The organism is Halobacillus litoralis, assembly GCF_009856415.1.
GTDB classification, from domain to species: Bacteria; Bacillota; Bacilli; order Bacillales; family Halobacillaceae; genus Halobacillus; species Halobacillus litoralis_C.
In genome coordinates this window covers 102,488-117,946 of the sequence record NZ_WMEZ01000005.1, presented here as the reverse complement: position 1 = coordinate 117,946, position 15,459 = coordinate 102,488, and the positions used below count along the sequence as shown (strand labels likewise).

Here is a 15,459-nt window from a genome sequence, read left to right as displayed (position 1 = left end):
GAACCTCCTTATTCCAATACGGATGGCACTTTGAACTGTCCATCCTGCTTGTCTGGTGCATTTTTCAGTGCATCATCCTGAGAAATCCATTTCTTCGGCTCGTCCTTACGCATGACGTTCTTCAAATCAAGAACGTGGGTCGTAGGCTCGACGCCTGTTGTATCTAATTCATTCAACTGTTCGGCATACGTGATGATGTCATCAAGCTGCTTCGTGAATGTCGTTGCTTCTTCTTCCGTGATCGCAAGGCGCGCGAGATTCGCGACGTGCTTCACTTCCTCTTTGCTAATTCTGGACATAATGCGACCTCCATTTCGATCTCACATAATATATGATCATACCAAATATCAGAATCCATTTTCAACGTACGGATACACCTTTCTTAGTTTAACACATCAGAAGGGCGCTGTCTTATCGTGAAAGCTCCCTCTTGCTGAGAGTGTTTCCGTTAATTTCAATCGTGCTTGAAGGTCCGGGGAATCACTCGCTTTCCATGGGCGTACAGTGAGCTTCCTCGGGCTAAAGGCCCTGAAACAAAAAAATCCCCGGCCAAAAGACCGGGAATTCTTTGTAGTGAAGAACTTCTTACATTTTCGTAACTTTATCAAATTCTTCAGCAATATCTTTCGGTGGTGTACCAGAAAGACTGACAAGAATAGCGACAAGTCCACCTAGGATGAAACCAGGTACGATTTCATAAAGGTCGAAGAATCCGCCACTCAGGAAGTCTCCCCAAATGACAACGGTAACGGCACCGACGATGATTCCGGCAAGCGCACCATTACGTGTGATGCCTTTCCAGAATAGGGACAAGATGATCACGGGACCGAATGCGGCACCGAAACCTGCCCATGCGTAGGATACAAGACCAAGAACGGTACTGTCCGGGTTACCTGCAAGAAGCACGGCGATCAAGGCGATACCGGCTACGGCAGCACGACCAACCCATACCAATTCTTTTTCCGTAGCGTTCTGACGGAACAGTGCTTTATAGAAGTCCTCTGCCAGTGCAGAAGAAGATACAAGCAACTGAGAGTCAATGGTACTCATGATAGCAGAAAGGATCGCTGCTAGTAGGATACCGGCAATGACAGGGTGGAACAGGATTTGAGAGAACGTGATGAAGATTTTCTCAGAGTCGACAAGCATCTGGATGCCGCCTTCTGTCATCACTTCTGCATTGAATGTAGAAAGATCAGCTACATCTGCTGTGTTGATGTAAGCAAGTCCGAATAGACCTGTGAAGATGGCACCGTAAAGACCTAGAACCATCCAGCCGATACCGATCAAACGTGCTTTTGGAACGTCCTTAGGAGAACGTAGAGCCATGAAACGTACAAGGATGTGCGGCTGACCGAAGTAACCAAGTCCCCATGCAAGAGAAGATAGGATCGCAAGGGCACCGACACCTTGAACCATGTTCAAGTGAGATGGATCGATTTGGGCTACTGCGTCTGTCGCAGCATTCCAACCACCTAGTTCAGTAATCGCAACAATCGGCACAGCGATTAAGGCAAAGAACATCAGGATACCTTGAACAAAGTCTGTCCAACTTACGGCTAGGAATCCACCTAAGAAAGTGTAAGAAATAGTAACAATTGCGCCTAACCATAGAGCCTGTGTATAGCTCAAAGCAAAGGAAGCTTCAAACAGCTTCGCACCGGCAACCATACCGGAAGATGTATAGAAGGTGAAGAATAAAAGAATGACAGCTGCAGAAATGACACGTAACACGTGGGAGTGGTCACGGAAGCGGTTCTCAAGATAGTCTGGAACAGTAATCGAGTCATTTGCAATCTCCGTAAATACACGAAGTCGGCGTGCAACGAACTGCCAGTTTAAGTATGCACCAATAGCTAGACCGACACCGATCCAAGCTGCGGACAAGCCTCCAGCGTAAATCGCACCAGGTAAACCTAGCAGCAACCAACCACTCATGTCGGATGCACCGGCAGATAGTGCGGCAACTCCTGGACCTAAACGACGACCACCTAAGACATAGTCAGATAAATCACTTGTAAGACGATATGCAGCAAAACCGATTCCCAGCATACCGATTAAATAGACAATAAACGTTATTAACGTAGCAGTACTCATGTTTTGTTATTCGCTCCTCTCAGTGAATAGTGTAATGATAGATAGAATGATTAAAATTGGCATTGGTACAAATAACCAGAACCATGTTGCTCCAGCGATGGATGCTGATGTTGCAGTAGCGAGTTCAAACACATTTCCACCTCCCAAATGTTGGTTTATACAATCCTATGCAAATCGTACCGACGCATGGTCCTTAAGTCATAAAGACTTAAAAAAACCAAACACAGGTACAACTATATCATATAACTTTTGTAAGAACATTGCAAAAATTGTGTGAATAAGTCATATTTGAATAATTATTCGTTAATATAGTATAAAAATACATATATGTGTCATTTTTATGATAATCATTCACAAAATTTATTTTAAAAAATTTTAGAGCTCACAAAAAAATGGGGAAATCGCCCCTTTTCCCGTCATCGTTAGTATGTTCCTTTTCCCATAAAAAAATCCCTTTCCACATACATGTGGATGAGGGATTTTTTGGTCGTTCTATTACAGCATTTCAGACGTTGTTTTTCCTTGCATATGATGAATAAGATAATCAGGTCCTCCGGCTTTCGAGTCGGTTCCGGACATATTGAAGCCCCCGAACGGATGATAGCCAACAATCGCTGCCGTACATCCACGGTTGAAGTAAAGGTTCCCCACGTGGAAATCTTCACGTGCTTTTTCAATATGTTCGCGGTTATTGGAAATGACCGCACCTGTAAGTCCGTATTCGGTATTGTTCGCAAACTCGATCGCTTCATCAAAAGATTTCGCCTTCGTGAAGCCTACCACAGGACCGAAGATCTCCTCCTGCATGAGACGTGCATCCGGCGCAAGGTCAGCAAAAACGGTCGGCGCGACGAACCAGCCTTTGCTGTCGTCTCCTTTTCCGCCTGTCATCAGCCTTCCTTCTTCCTTACCGATTCCGATATAACTCATAATCTTGTCATACGCGCCCTGATCAATGACCGGCCCCATGTAGTTGCTGTTATCGGTTGGATCCCCATAATTCACTTGTTCCTTCGTCTTCTGAACCACTCGATCGAGCAGCTCATCATATACAGCTTCATGTGCAATGACACGGGAACATGCGGAACATTTCTGTCCAGAAAAACCGAAAGCCGAGTACGTAATCGCATCTGCCGCTAGCTCAAGGTCAGAATCGCTGTCAACGACGATCGTGTCTTTCCCACCCATTTCAATGATGGTACGCTTCAACCACTTTTGACCTTCATGAACTTTTGCGGCACGTTCGAACAAGCGTGTACCGACTTCACGTGATCCTGTAAAGCTGATAAAACGCGTGCGAGGATGATCGACAAGATAGTCACCGACCTCTTTTCCGCTTCCCGGGATATAGTTGATGACCCCCTTCGGCAGACCCGCTTCTTCCAACACTTCCATCATCTTATAAGCGATGATTGGAGTTGCACTCGCCGGCTTCAGAAGAACCGTATTCCCGGACACCATTGCAGCAACAGTCGTTCCACACATAATGGCAAAAAGGAAATTCCACGGAGAAATAACCACCCCTACCCCGAGCGGGATGTAATGGAACCGGTTATTTTCAATCGGACGGGAATTGATTTCCACGCCTTTATCAATTTCAAGCATTTGTCGCCCATAATATTCCATGAAGTCGATGGCTTCTGCTGTATCCGCATCCGCTTCTTTCCATGGCTTCCCGCCTTCTTTCACGAGATGTGCCGTGAACTCATGCTTACGACGGCGAACAATCGCAGCAGCGCGGAAAAGGATGTCCGCACGGAATTTCGCTTTCGTCTTTCTCCACCAGTCAAACGTCTCGTCTGCCACCTGGTGAGCTTTCTCAGCCAAATCCTGGTTCGCCTTCGACACGTAGCCGATGACTTCTTTCTTGTTGGCTGGATTGACGACTTCGATTTTGTCATCCGTCATGATCCGCTCCCCACCAATGATCAGAGGATACTCTTTTCCAAGGTCCGCTTCTACCTGCTTGATTGCCGCCTGCAGAGCTTTCCGATTTTCTTCCACTGTGAAATCAGTAAATGGTTCGTGTTTGTAAGGGACTACCATAAAAAACCGCCTCCTTGAAAAGTAAAATGGGTGACGCTATGCAATAGTTTGAAAATTACCACATTAAGCGTTTCCACAACTATTCTATCGTAACTACGCATCTAGTTCAAACGATTGAGGCTGATTTCAACGCAAATATTACACTGTGTAGAACTGAGTCCAAACATTTGCTTATATAATCAAAATTCCTCGATATTTTTCTACTTTTGTCGAAATTCCACCAATCCATTAGCCAGATCTCTTAAAAAAAGCTCCCGATTGTGGAAGACTCAGTTTCTAGATACCCGGGGTTCGTTGCCTTTGTTAAGCGTTAGGGGTGGCTGGGAAACTACTCATTTCCATCAGCCCTCAATCCGCTCAACAATAGTCTCGAAATTGATTCTTCCAGTTTATTTAATAATAAAGACCGCATGGGGCAGGCCCACGCGGTCTTATTGTTACTCGTACACATGAACGAAAGGTTCCTGCTCGCCGGCTTTTTTGACGATCAGGCTTTCCGGTTCATCCATACTGTGGATATTCACTTGAACATGATAATGGTCTGCAAACATTTCGTTTACAAGACTGTACACATATTGTGTAAAACCGACAACTTCCGATTCGGATTGGAATTGAATCGGTATTTCAATCGACACTTCACGCAATTCGTTATTGACGTAAAACCCATTGGCGATCATCCCTACGAAGTTCGGGAAATAGTCGGAGACCTCTTTTCTGAAGTCCGTAAAGATCTGCGAATCATCGAAGTGATCCTCTTCTGCTTCGTTTGAAGGAAACAAAACATGCTTTTCTTTGATATTATCCCAACCATTGATGGTCATATCGGAACCCTTGACGTATGTTTTACTTAAAAACTTACCTGGAACTTTCGAACTCGCTTCTTCTTCTTCATACAGGGCAAATACGACCGGAACATCGTTGAGCTCTTCTCTTTTACGAATTCTTTCTAATATTTCCCCCGCATATTCTTTCCCTTTTTTGAGGAGCTCTTCCGTTGAATGATCTTCAGATAGACTCTGCCCCTCTACAGTGAAATTATATACCGTTCGCAAGGAAATTCCGATGGTTATTCCACTCAGTTCGACCTTATTTTCGGCTTTTCGAACTAAATAATTCTGTTCAATGATGTTGGAGATATACCGAGGACTCTGTCGAAAATCCTCCTCCGTTGCTTCGTCTTCATTCAATTCAGGATTCAATCCATCTTCTACTTCTTCAGGATCCTGATCTTCTTCTACTGGCACGTTCCCATCACGCCCCAACCATGTAAGAAGCGTATCTCCATCTAAGTATTGTCCTGGCTGGAAAAAGTAATTTTCCGGATCGAAGTATTCTTTAGAATGACGACGGAGACCACTTTCGAATTCATCGATGTCCATCCGGTTCCCCATCTGGTTCGTCGTCACGGCCCGGGCAGATGAAACCTTCGGACTGCTTTCTGTCAGGATCATACGGTAATCTTGTTCCGACATGTTGTAGTTCGGGATGATGGCGGATTGATTGTTTTTTTCATCTTTCGTTTCTTGTATGACTTCTTCTCTGTTGTCAAAAACGGGCGTACACGCGCTTACGACGAGCAACGAACTAAGCAACAGTGCGTGCATCTTCCTCATGCTTTCCACTCCCTTAATGAGACCAGCCGGAGCGCGTATGACCTCTCACGCTCCGGCTCCTCTTGTATAACCATAAAACGTTTGTCAATCAGGAGAGAGCGTTTTTGAACTGCTCTTCATCCCAAATTTCAATCCCCAAGTCTGATGCTTTCGTGTATTTGGAACCGGCGTCTTCGCCAGCGATGAGAAGATCGGTTTTCTTACTGACACTTCCTGTCACTTTCCCGCCCAGTTCCTCGATCAATTTCTTCATTTCCGAACGGCTGTATTCTTCCATTTTCCCTGTAAGGACCACAGTCTTATCGTTGAAAGGAGAATCGATCGGCTGATCGCTTTTCTTCGCACCCTTGTATTCCATGTTAAGGCCGAGCTGCTTCAATTCTTCCAATAACTGTATGACCTGGTCTTCATCGAAATAGCTGGCGATCGATTCGGCCATTTTGCTGCCGATTTCAGGGATGGCTTCAAGCGCAGCGGCATCCGCTTCAACAAGCGCGTCCATATGTTCAAAATGCTGGGCGAGTGTGCTTGCCGCTTTGGAACCGACGTAACGCACGCCCAAACCGAACAGCAAGCGCTCGAGGGAGTTTTCTTTTGAAGCTTCAATGGCTTTCAAAAGGTTCTCCACTGATTTTTCACCCATCCGATCCAGCTGTAGCAGCTCTTCGCGGTCGAGCTTATACAAGTCTGCGATCGTATGAATCAAGTTTTCCTGGAACAGTTGAGCAATCACTTTTTCTCCGAGACCTTCGATATCCATCGCATTTCTTGATACGAAGTGAATCAAGCCTTCCCGTAGTTGAGCCGGGCAGTTCGGGTTCACACAGCGTAAGGCGACTTCTTCATCGAGACGGACGAGCTGGCTGCCACATTCCGGACATTCTTCCGGCATGCGGTACGGCTCTTCTTCACCAGTCCGCTGATCTTCAACCACACGGACGACTTCAGGGATGATGTCTCCGGCTTTTTTGATGACGACCGTATCTCCGATGCGGATGTCTTTTTCGATGATGAGGTCTTCATTATGCAAAGATGCGCGTTGGACCGTTGTTCCCGCGACCTTGACGGGATCAAGAATCGCTGTCGGAGTCACCGCTCCTGTACGCCCCACACTGAGTTCAATGTCCTTCAGTTTCGTAATCGCTTCTTCGGCTGGGAATTTGTAAGCCGTTGCCCAGCGCGGGCTCTTCGCTGTAAAGCCGAGGTCTTCCTGTTGATCGAGACTGTCTACTTTGATGACGATGCCGTCAATCTCGTAATCAAGATCGGCACGGTGTTCGACCCAGCTATTTACATAGTCGATAACCTCTTCGATATCGTTACACTTTTTCCATTCTGGATTCGTTTTCAGTCCAAGCTCTTTCATTTTCTCCAGGCGCTCACTGTGAGCTTCGGTCGGATCGTTCTCCCACACGCCAATGCCGTATAAGAAAATGTCCAGATTACGCTTGGCGGCGATTTTCGGATCCAACTGTCTTAAAGATCCCGCAGCTGCGTTACGCGGGTTGGCAAAAGGTTCTTCACTATTGGACTCTTTCGCTTCATTTAATGCCATGAACGACTTCTTCGGCATATAAGCTTCGCCGCGGACTTCGACGGTCATCGGCTCTTTCAGGCGAAGAGGGATGTTGCGGATGGTACGCAGGTTTTTCGTAATGTCTTCCCCTGTCGTCCCATCTCCCCGTGTCGCTCCTCGAACGAAAATGCCATCTTCATATTTCAAAGAAACCGCAAGGCCGTCGATTTTCAGTTCACATACGTAATTGACCTCGGCATCGGTGCCATTTTTGACACGACGGTCGAAGTCGCGCAGTTCTTCATCATTGAAGGCATTTCCCAGGCTCAGCATCGGGATATCGTGCTGCACTTTTACAAAAGCATCAAGAGGCTTGCCTCCAACCCGCTGAGAAGGTGAATCGGGTGTCTGTAAATCTGGATGCTCTTCTTCAAGCTTGATCAATTCCTGCATTTTTTTATCATATTCATAGTCCGAAACACTCGGATCGTCGAGCGTATGGTATTCATAGCTGTACTGCTCGAGGTCCTGTCTCAGTGCTTCGATCTTTTGCTTAGCTTCCGTTGCGTTCATATCCATCCACTTCCTTACGCTTTCGTAATCGGAGCAAAACGGGCAAGCAGGCGCTTGATGCCTGTCGGTGCCGGGAAGGCGATATCGAGTTCCATCGCATCTCCTTCGCCCTGCACTTTAACGACCGTGCCTTCGCCCCACTTCTTGTGCTGCGCTTTGTCACCTGGTTGCCAACCGATTTTCTCGCCGCCGGAAGATTTTTTCTCAGGTTTCTTCGCGGCACGTTTTTTCGGAGCGGCTTGAGGCTTCGTACCGAACGGTGTGCTTTCACGTTTTTTATTGAAAAATGGCAGTTCTTCTTTCTGTTCTTTTCCTTCAACCAGCTCTTCCGGAATTTCATGGATAAAGCGACTGATCGGGTTCATGTTCGTACGGCCATAAAGGGTACGCATTTTCGCGTGAGAAATGAACAACTCTTTCTCTGCACGAGTGATCCCGACATAAGCAAGACGGCGCTCTTCCTCCATTTCCTCTTCCTCCATAAGTGCACGGCTGTGTGGAAAGACGTTCTCTTCCATTCCGATCAGGAAAACAACCGGAAACTCGAGACCCTTCGCTGAGTGCAGCGTCATCAACGTAACCGTATCGTCACTACTAGGGTCTTCATTCATAGAATCAATATCCGCAATCAAAGCGAGATCCGTCAAGAAAGCGACCAGCGTCTTATCTTCCGCGTTTTCTTCAAAGTTCTTTGTAACAGACTTGAATTCTTCGATGTTCTCAAGACGGCTTTGCGCTTCGATGCTTTTCTCGTTCATCAGCATCTCTTCATAGCCGGTCTTATCGATAACTTCCTGGACCATATCGGTCGCAGAAAGGAACTCCTGCTGCTCGGCCCATGTCTGGATCATTTTACGGAAGCCCATGATCGCTTTCGCTGCTTTGGCACTGACGCCGACAAAGTCGACTTCGGCCGCGGCTTCATATAGGGAGATGTCGTGATCTGCTGCATAGGCAAGCATCTTGTCCATACTCGTTTTCCCGACACCACGCTTCGGTTCATTGACGACACGCTGGAAGCTTAGGTCGTCGTTCGGGTTGGCGATCAGACGGAGATAGGCAAGCATGTCCTTGATTTCCTTACGATCATAGAACTTCGTCCCACCGATCATCTGATACGGGACACCTGCTTTGACGAACGTTTCCTCAATCGTACGGGACTGCGCGTTCGTGCGGTACAAAATCGCCACGTCCTGGTAACGGAACTTTCCTTGGCGGACGAGGTCCTCAATTTTATCTGTAACAAAAAGACCTTCCTCACGCTCCGTGCCTGCCTGATGGTAATGGATTTTCTCTCCACCTTTATTATCTGTCCAAAGACGCTTCGGTTTACGGCCACTGTTTTTATCAATAACATTGTTGGCAGCATCCAGGATTAATTCCGTCGAGCGGTAGTTCTGCTCAAGAAGAATCGTCCGTGCTTTGGGGTAGTCACTTTCAAAGTTCAGGATGTTTTGAATATCCGCTCCGCGCCACGCATAAATCGACTGATCGGAATCACCGACGACGCATAGGTTCTGGTAACGGCTCGCCAAATGTTTGACGAGTTGATACTGGGCATGGTTCGTATCCTGATACTCATCGACGTGAATGTACTGGAAGCGGCGCTGGTAGGATTCCAGCACTTCCGGCACTTCGTCGAAAAGTCTCAGCGTCTGCATAATCAAGTCGTCGAAATCGAGCGACTGATTTTTGCGGAGTTTCTTTTGATAGCCTTTATAGATTTGGGCGATTTGTTCTTCGTGCATGTTGTTCGCCTGTTTTTCATAGTCCTCTGCGGTCATCAATTCGTTCTTCGAATTACTGATCGCGCCGAGCATCGCACGCGGGTCCCATTTCTTCGGATCGAGGTTGATTTCTTTCAGCACTTGTTTAATAACAGAAAGCTGATCGCTCGAATCCAAAATGGAAAAGTTACGGTCATAACCGATCCGGTCGATGTCACGTCTCAGGATACGCACACACATCGAGTGGAACGTAGACATCCAAATCTTTTCCCCGTCTTTGCCGACAAGAGATTCGACACGCTCTTTCATTTCGCGTGCCGCTTTATTGGTAAACGTAATCGCTAATATATTCCGTGGTGCTACATCTTTTTCACTAAGTAGATAGGCGATGCGGTGTGTCAGTACACGTGTTTTACCACTTCCGGCACCTGCCATGATGAGCAGCGGGCCTTCTGTGTGGGTCACCGCTTCTCGTTGTTCTGTATTCAAGCCTTGAATCAATGCGTTCATAGCCTGTGTCATGAGGGTCCACCATCCTTCATCTTCATTGATTTAACGGCTTCGACCGTTTTAAGAGCAATCTCTAGGTTATCATAAATCACATCGCCGACAACGATGACATCTGCATAGGCGGCCATTTCTGACGCCTGTTTTTCCGAAGTGATGCCTCCGCCGTAGACGAGGGATGTGTTTTTTAATTCACAAGCCACGTCTCTGACCAAGCCGGGGTTCCCGTAAGTACCACTGTATTCCATATAGAAAACGGGCAGATGGAAGATGTGTTCCGCCATCCGGGCATAGGCGAGGACATCTGCATGATCCGGGAGCGAGCATTCGGTCCGTTTGAAAACCTTCGCTTCAGGATTAAGTACACAGTACCCCTCGGTCAGCATGTCCTGCCATTCGATCACATCTGCATACTCTTTGATCGCCTGGTGCTGCACATCCATCATCCACTTTTTATCTCCGCTATTCAGCACCAAAGGAATGAAATAAGCGTCAAATCCAAGCGTGATCGCTTCAATATCCGACACTTCAAGTACGAAGCTGATATCATACGCTTCGATGCGTTCCTGCAAATCCGTGACGTTTTCGAACGTGACGCCGTCTGTGCCACCGACAATGATCGCATCCGTCCCTGATGTGCATATCTTCTCTAAGTCTGCGTCTGTGATCGTCTTATTCGGATCAAGCTTGAACACATGATCCCACTCGCTTATATTGTACATTTCCGTCCTCCAAAACAACAGTTATCCATCTACCCATTATAGCAAATTTTCATCCCCGGGTTGAGGGGCACAACCAAACAATTCTATGACCATGATGAGAAGAGGATGTGAATGGGCATGGAAATATATGTATGACCTGGTACACCATAAATTGTAAACACAAAAAACCCATCCTCTCTACCTTAAAGAGAGCTGGGCTTTGGTTTTGTACTGCTATAAAATGATAGATGACCAGGTCATACAAATGGGTCATACAAATTTTCCCATCACCCCCCCTCAAATCAGGAAGGCTGTTCGGGGAGAAGGCGGGTGGATGTGAAGGTCATGGTGACGAGTCCGACACTTAGGATGGTGATGGCGGAGAGCATAAGCGTCTCGAGTGAGAACAGGTAGCCGCTGGCACCGATGACCACAGCGTCGATCGCGAGGATGACGAAGCCGACATTGACTTTAAACCAATCGGCGATCATTTGCGCGAGAAGGTCGGTACCGCCCGTACTTGTATGCACCCGGAGCATCAATCCAATTCCTCCTCCCACGAGCGCCCCTCCAATGATGGAGCTGATTGCTGGATCCAGCGACAGGTGATGGACCCGTAACCCTTGGAGGACGTCAATGGAAAAAGAAGAAATCAACAACCCGTGCAGACTATTGTAGAAATACGTACGATAATAGAACCAGGCGAGCGTAAAGATCGGAATACTGAAGCAGATGATCGTCAGTCCGACTTCAAGCCCCCATATATAATTGGCGATCATTCCTATTCCAATGATGCCACCATCTAAAACATGATCCGGAATTAGGAAAAAGTTGATGCCGAGTGAAAGTATCATACTGCCGAGGATAATCATCGCGCCTTTTTTCAACATCGTTTTCATCGGACAGGTCCCCTTCCATAGTACTAGCCTATGCCTGTCCGCTTTTCCTTAGAATCATGGAAATATTTCTCCAACGCCAACAAAAAAGACTGCCCACAAACGGTGGCAGCCCCTCATAAACTATTCGGTTTGTTTCGCTTGTACACGGTCAAGCGCTTGTGTATAAGCGTCATTGCCATAATTCAAGCAGCGTTTCACACGGGAGATCGTCGCCGTGGATGCACCTGTTTCGGTTTCAATTTTATGATAAGTGAAGCCTTCACGCAGCATACGCGCGACTTCCAATCGCTGAGCGAGTGACTGGACTTCATTCATCGTTGCGAGATCATCAAAGAATTCATAGCACTCTTCTACACTTTGCAAAGATAAAACCGCTTCGAACAGTTGATCGAGCGTCTTTCCTCTCAATTTATCGATCTGCATGCCTTTTCCCTCCTTACTCTGTTTCTACTGCAGCGCTTCCTGGAATGATGTTCACCCAAGTCTTCCCGGGCGTGAATGCCAGAGGGCTGCCGTCTTTATAGGGAAGCAATCGTCCATCGACGTTCTTCCACTGTACTTCTTTCATTTTTCCTTTTTGCAAAAGATACCCGTTCCCGCCTGATGTAAGATCAATCGCACGCCGTCCGACGTTATCGATGATCTGATGGTCTGTTTCAATGATCCACACATTGTCGACAGCCACCCGTTCTTCGTTCAAGCGGTCGATGGTCGGCTCTCCATCACTAGAACGTAAAAACTGCTCGTTCTCGTCATCGTAAGTAAAACTCACATTCGTCCGACTGCCATAAGTGATCTGGACGTCATCCACGGGTGTTCCGTCTAACGAACCTTCTTCAGCAAACGGCAGGGCCTCAGGTTCTCCTGAAGCATCGTAGCCTTTACTTGAAACGGCTTGCTCAACTCCATCAGTCAAAAGGTAGGAGTTGTGTGGAGCTTTACGTTCCGAGGACCGTTCGAATAACCAGCCATTGTTGTCATACATCGCTCCATCTAAGTGATCGACACCGCTATTGGCAACTTTTTGATTGATGGCCGCCGACGCACCGTGGTACGTGTACAGCGCATCAAATCCATCAGCGATTTCGAAATAGTATGGGCGTGCACTTCTTACCGGACCTATTGTATCAGGAATGTCACTATGGAACAAAGCAAGGAAGCGCGTGATCTGCCCCTCTGCCAAAATCTCATAGACGATATCGGCATGACTCAACCCTGATTGAGGCCTTGCCTTCGGATGGTTATTCACCATAACGGATAAAATCCGGCGCTCGGTTTGTTCAGCCTTCGGTTTCCCAGTCAGTGGAAACGTTTCTGTGTAGGCTTGTTCGGTTTCTTCCTTTTCATCAACGGTCACGTTCTCTTCTGTCTCTATTTGTTCTTCGACCGCTGTTTCTTTCTCTTGCGTTTCTTCAGGTTGTGCGGCCCCTGCTTTCTCATTACAAGCGCTGAGAAAAAGGACGACAAGCAAGCTGAAGAATGTAAGCTTTCTCAATAAAAGCACTTCCCTTATCTGAATTCCCTCTCTTATTTTAACGCATTATTGAAGGAAAGAGTACCTCTTTCTTTTTCACATCCATGATTCCAAGCGGTGTGATTCGGATGAATGGCAGATGCATAGATGACAAAAAGAGAAGCGTGTAAACAGGATCATTGAACGTAAACCCATGCTCCAACAGGCATTCTTTCAATTTCGCTTCTTCCTCCATCAACTCTTTCATCGGCAGATCGGCCATCACTCCGCCAAGAGACAACGGCAGTTCAAAAAGAACGTCCCCATCATTCACCAGAACAATCCCGCCACCGATTTCCTTCATGCGCTGAAAGGCCTTTTTCATATCTTTACGCGATTTTCCTGTCAATATGATATCCCCTGTATTGCTATAGGAGCTGACGAGGCCACCCAACGTTTGTGTAAATCCTTTCAGCATCGTATTGACCATCCATTCCCCTTCACGGTCCATCAGCATGAGGTAGGATTCTTTATTGTCCTCACCCAGCCGGTCCGTGGAAGCGTCCGTATCCATGGCATAAGGTTTCATGATTACATCGTTCACCATCTCAAGACCGATGGGCATGGAAAATTGCATATCCGCATCGGTCACTTCCCAATCAAGATCGAGCGGCTTCACCCCATTTTTCTTCCACTGGATCGGTGTTTTTTTCCTCAAAACCTTTCCGTCCCGTTTCGTCCATTCGCCTTTAGCAATGACGGAGTGCGGCGTCGGGTCTTTCGGGTCTGATAAAAAGTTCAAGTGAGCGACGCGCCCGGCGTTCAAGCTTCCTACCCGATTCTCGATTCCGAAGTGACGGGCGGCCTGATACGTAGCCATCATGTACGCATCGATGTCAGGCACGCCGGCATCCAATGCGATTTGGATACATGGATTGATCAGTCCTTCACGATAAAAGCCAGGCGTCGACCCATCCGTTGTGTACATCATATGGTCGAAATGGGTGTGCCCTTTCTCCACAAGCCCTTGTAAAATATCCGGAAGATCCGGGCGGATGGAGGAATAACGCAATCCTGTCTGATAGCCGATTTCCAATCGCTTCAGAACATCGTCAGCACTCATCGATTCGTGTTCTGAATCCATGCCGAGCAGGCGCATCTTCACAAGCGTCTGTTCAGAAGCACCCGGCAAGTGGGCTTCCAAAGGCTTCCTTGAGCGTTTCGTTTCCTGCATAAAGTGCAGAATCTGCTCGTCCCCACGATGAAGAACATCCGGCCATGCCGTTAGTTCCCCACCCTGAATGACGGCATCGTGAGCAATCCAATCCGGAATCTGCGAATCAAAAGTGTGACGATCTTCGTCCCGAAGCACCGACTGCGGGTCAAAACGCGCCCACCAGTACATCGTTGCCGGTAAATCCATGAATTCTTCCAATAAAGAAAACGCTTTCTCTTTTTCTGTTAAAAAAAGCCACATCAAGTTATCGTTGACGAGCGTTGTGGTCCCTGTCTCTGCCGCATATTCTGCAAAGCTCTGGGGATTATATAACTGAAATGGGTGGGCATGCGGTTCAATATAGCCAGGCACGATATAACTGTCTGTGCCATCAATGATTTCCGTACCTTCTGTATGGGAAGGAAGCTCTTGGCCGGTGTATATGATGCGATCATCATACAACCAAATGTGGCCATGCATCCATTTCTTTAAGTAAACATTCAAGTATGTTGTATTTTTGATTAATTTCGTCGGCGCCGTTCTTCCATCAATGATAGCTGCATGTTCACGCAGCTGACGGTTCCGCCAACGGAAACGTGTTTCGTTCATGGAGCGTACCTCCCTGAGATCATTATGTTCTATGGTAACACAGGAACTTCCATTCTGGTAAGGAGGAAGCACAATGAAACCGAATATCGGAATCATCAACAGTATGGTCCGCATCACGGCGGGTCTTAGTATGCTGACCTATTTAACCATCCGCGGTGCACGTAGAGAAGACGATTCTTCCCACCCGCTTCTGATCATGTTGTCTGCATTGAAGGTTGCGGAAGGGATTGTACGCTTCTGCCCTTTGACCGCCGTCTATGAAGAAATGGCTACTGAAAAAGACGGCATCGAGCAAAGCTGGCAGCAAAATATTCCGCAGGACCAATAACCGCGGAGGTGTACGGCATGTTTCTGCCGATGATTTTCTTGTTCCGTCGATATATCAAAAGTTTGGCCGATAAAAATAAGGTTTAGCCGATAGATCTAGGTTTTGGTTGATATAACTAATTTTCAATTGATAAATTCCAATAACCAAAGAAAGAGCGGGATTGCCCCGCTCTTT

Annotated in this window: 12 protein-coding genes; 1 reads left to right on the top strand and 11 read right to left on the bottom strand. The window is 47.1% G+C overall.

The features are described from left to right. Positions 1-8: 8 nt before the first annotated feature. From gatC to GLV98_RS13525, 11 genes are all read right to left on the bottom strand, one after another. Entirely contained in the window at positions 9-299 is a 291-nt protein-coding gene (gene gatC / locus GLV98_RS13575) for an Asp-tRNA(Asn)/Glu-tRNA(Gln) amidotransferase subunit GatC (RefSeq protein ID WP_089651494.1), read from the bottom strand. Positions 300-585: 286 nt separating this feature from the next. Beyond that, positions 586-2,097 carry a sodium/proline symporter PutP gene (putP, locus tag GLV98_RS13570; protein ID WP_160916099.1) on the bottom strand — a complete coding sequence of 504 codons (1,512 nt, stop codon included), beginning with the start codon at positions 2,095-2,097 and terminating at the stop codon, positions 586-588. A 495-nt stretch (positions 2,098-2,592) separates the two neighbouring features. Then, on the bottom strand, positions 2,593-4,143 hold the full coding sequence (pruA, locus tag GLV98_RS13565; protein ID WP_160916097.1) for an L-glutamate gamma-semialdehyde dehydrogenase: 1,551 nt from the start codon (positions 4,141-4,143) through the stop codon (positions 2,593-2,595). 437 nt (positions 4,144-4,580) lie between these two features. Then, complete coding sequence (locus GLV98_RS13560; protein WP_160916095.1) at positions 4,581-5,756, bottom strand: CamS family sex pheromone protein; 1,176 nt, start codon at positions 5,754-5,756, stop codon at positions 4,581-4,583. An 88-nt stretch (positions 5,757-5,844) separates the two neighbouring features. Continuing rightward, on the bottom strand, positions 5,845-7,845 hold the full coding sequence (gene ligA / locus GLV98_RS13555; RefSeq protein ID WP_160916092.1) for an NAD-dependent DNA ligase LigA: 2,001 nt from the start codon (positions 7,843-7,845) through the stop codon (positions 5,845-5,847). A 14-nt stretch (positions 7,846-7,859) separates the two neighbouring features. Continuing rightward, positions 7,860-10,094, bottom strand: a complete 2,235-nt coding sequence (gene pcrA / locus GLV98_RS13550; protein ID WP_160916090.1) for a DNA helicase PcrA — start codon at positions 10,092-10,094, stop codon at positions 7,860-7,862. Further along, a complete protein-coding gene (locus GLV98_RS13545; RefSeq protein ID WP_160916088.1) occupies positions 10,091-10,801 on the bottom strand; it encodes a heptaprenylglyceryl phosphate synthase in 711 nt (236 codons plus the stop codon). The genes pcrA and GLV98_RS13545 overlap by 4 nt, the downstream gene beginning before the upstream one ends. 281 nt (positions 10,802-11,082) lie before the next feature. Beyond that, on the bottom strand, positions 11,083-11,670 hold the full coding sequence (locus GLV98_RS13540; protein WP_160916341.1) for a YitT family protein: 588 nt from the start codon (positions 11,668-11,670) through the stop codon (positions 11,083-11,085). A 129-nt stretch (positions 11,671-11,799) separates the two neighbouring features. Beyond that, positions 11,800-12,102 (bottom strand): YerC/YecD family TrpR-related protein, encoded by a 303-nt coding sequence (locus GLV98_RS13535; RefSeq protein WP_089651501.1) that lies wholly within the window; start codon positions 12,100-12,102, stop codon positions 11,800-11,802. A 13-nt stretch (positions 12,103-12,115) separates the two neighbouring features. After that, positions 12,116-13,174 (bottom strand): DUF3048 domain-containing protein, encoded by a 1,059-nt coding sequence (locus tag GLV98_RS13530; protein ID WP_160916086.1) that lies wholly within the window; start codon positions 13,172-13,174, stop codon positions 12,116-12,118. A gap of 37 nt (positions 13,175-13,211) precedes the next feature. Then, positions 13,212-14,957, bottom strand: coding sequence for an adenine deaminase C-terminal domain-containing protein (locus GLV98_RS13525; protein ID WP_160916084.1), 1,746 nt, complete (start codon positions 14,955-14,957; stop codon positions 13,212-13,214). 73 nt (positions 14,958-15,030) lie between these two features. Here GLV98_RS13525 and GLV98_RS13520 point away from each other — a divergent pair, with 73 nt between their 5' ends. Then, on the top strand, positions 15,031-15,285 hold the full coding sequence (locus GLV98_RS13520; protein ID WP_160916082.1) for a YgaP family membrane protein: 255 nt from the start codon (positions 15,031-15,033) through the stop codon (positions 15,283-15,285). The last annotated feature ends 174 nt before the right edge of the window (positions 15,286-15,459 follow it).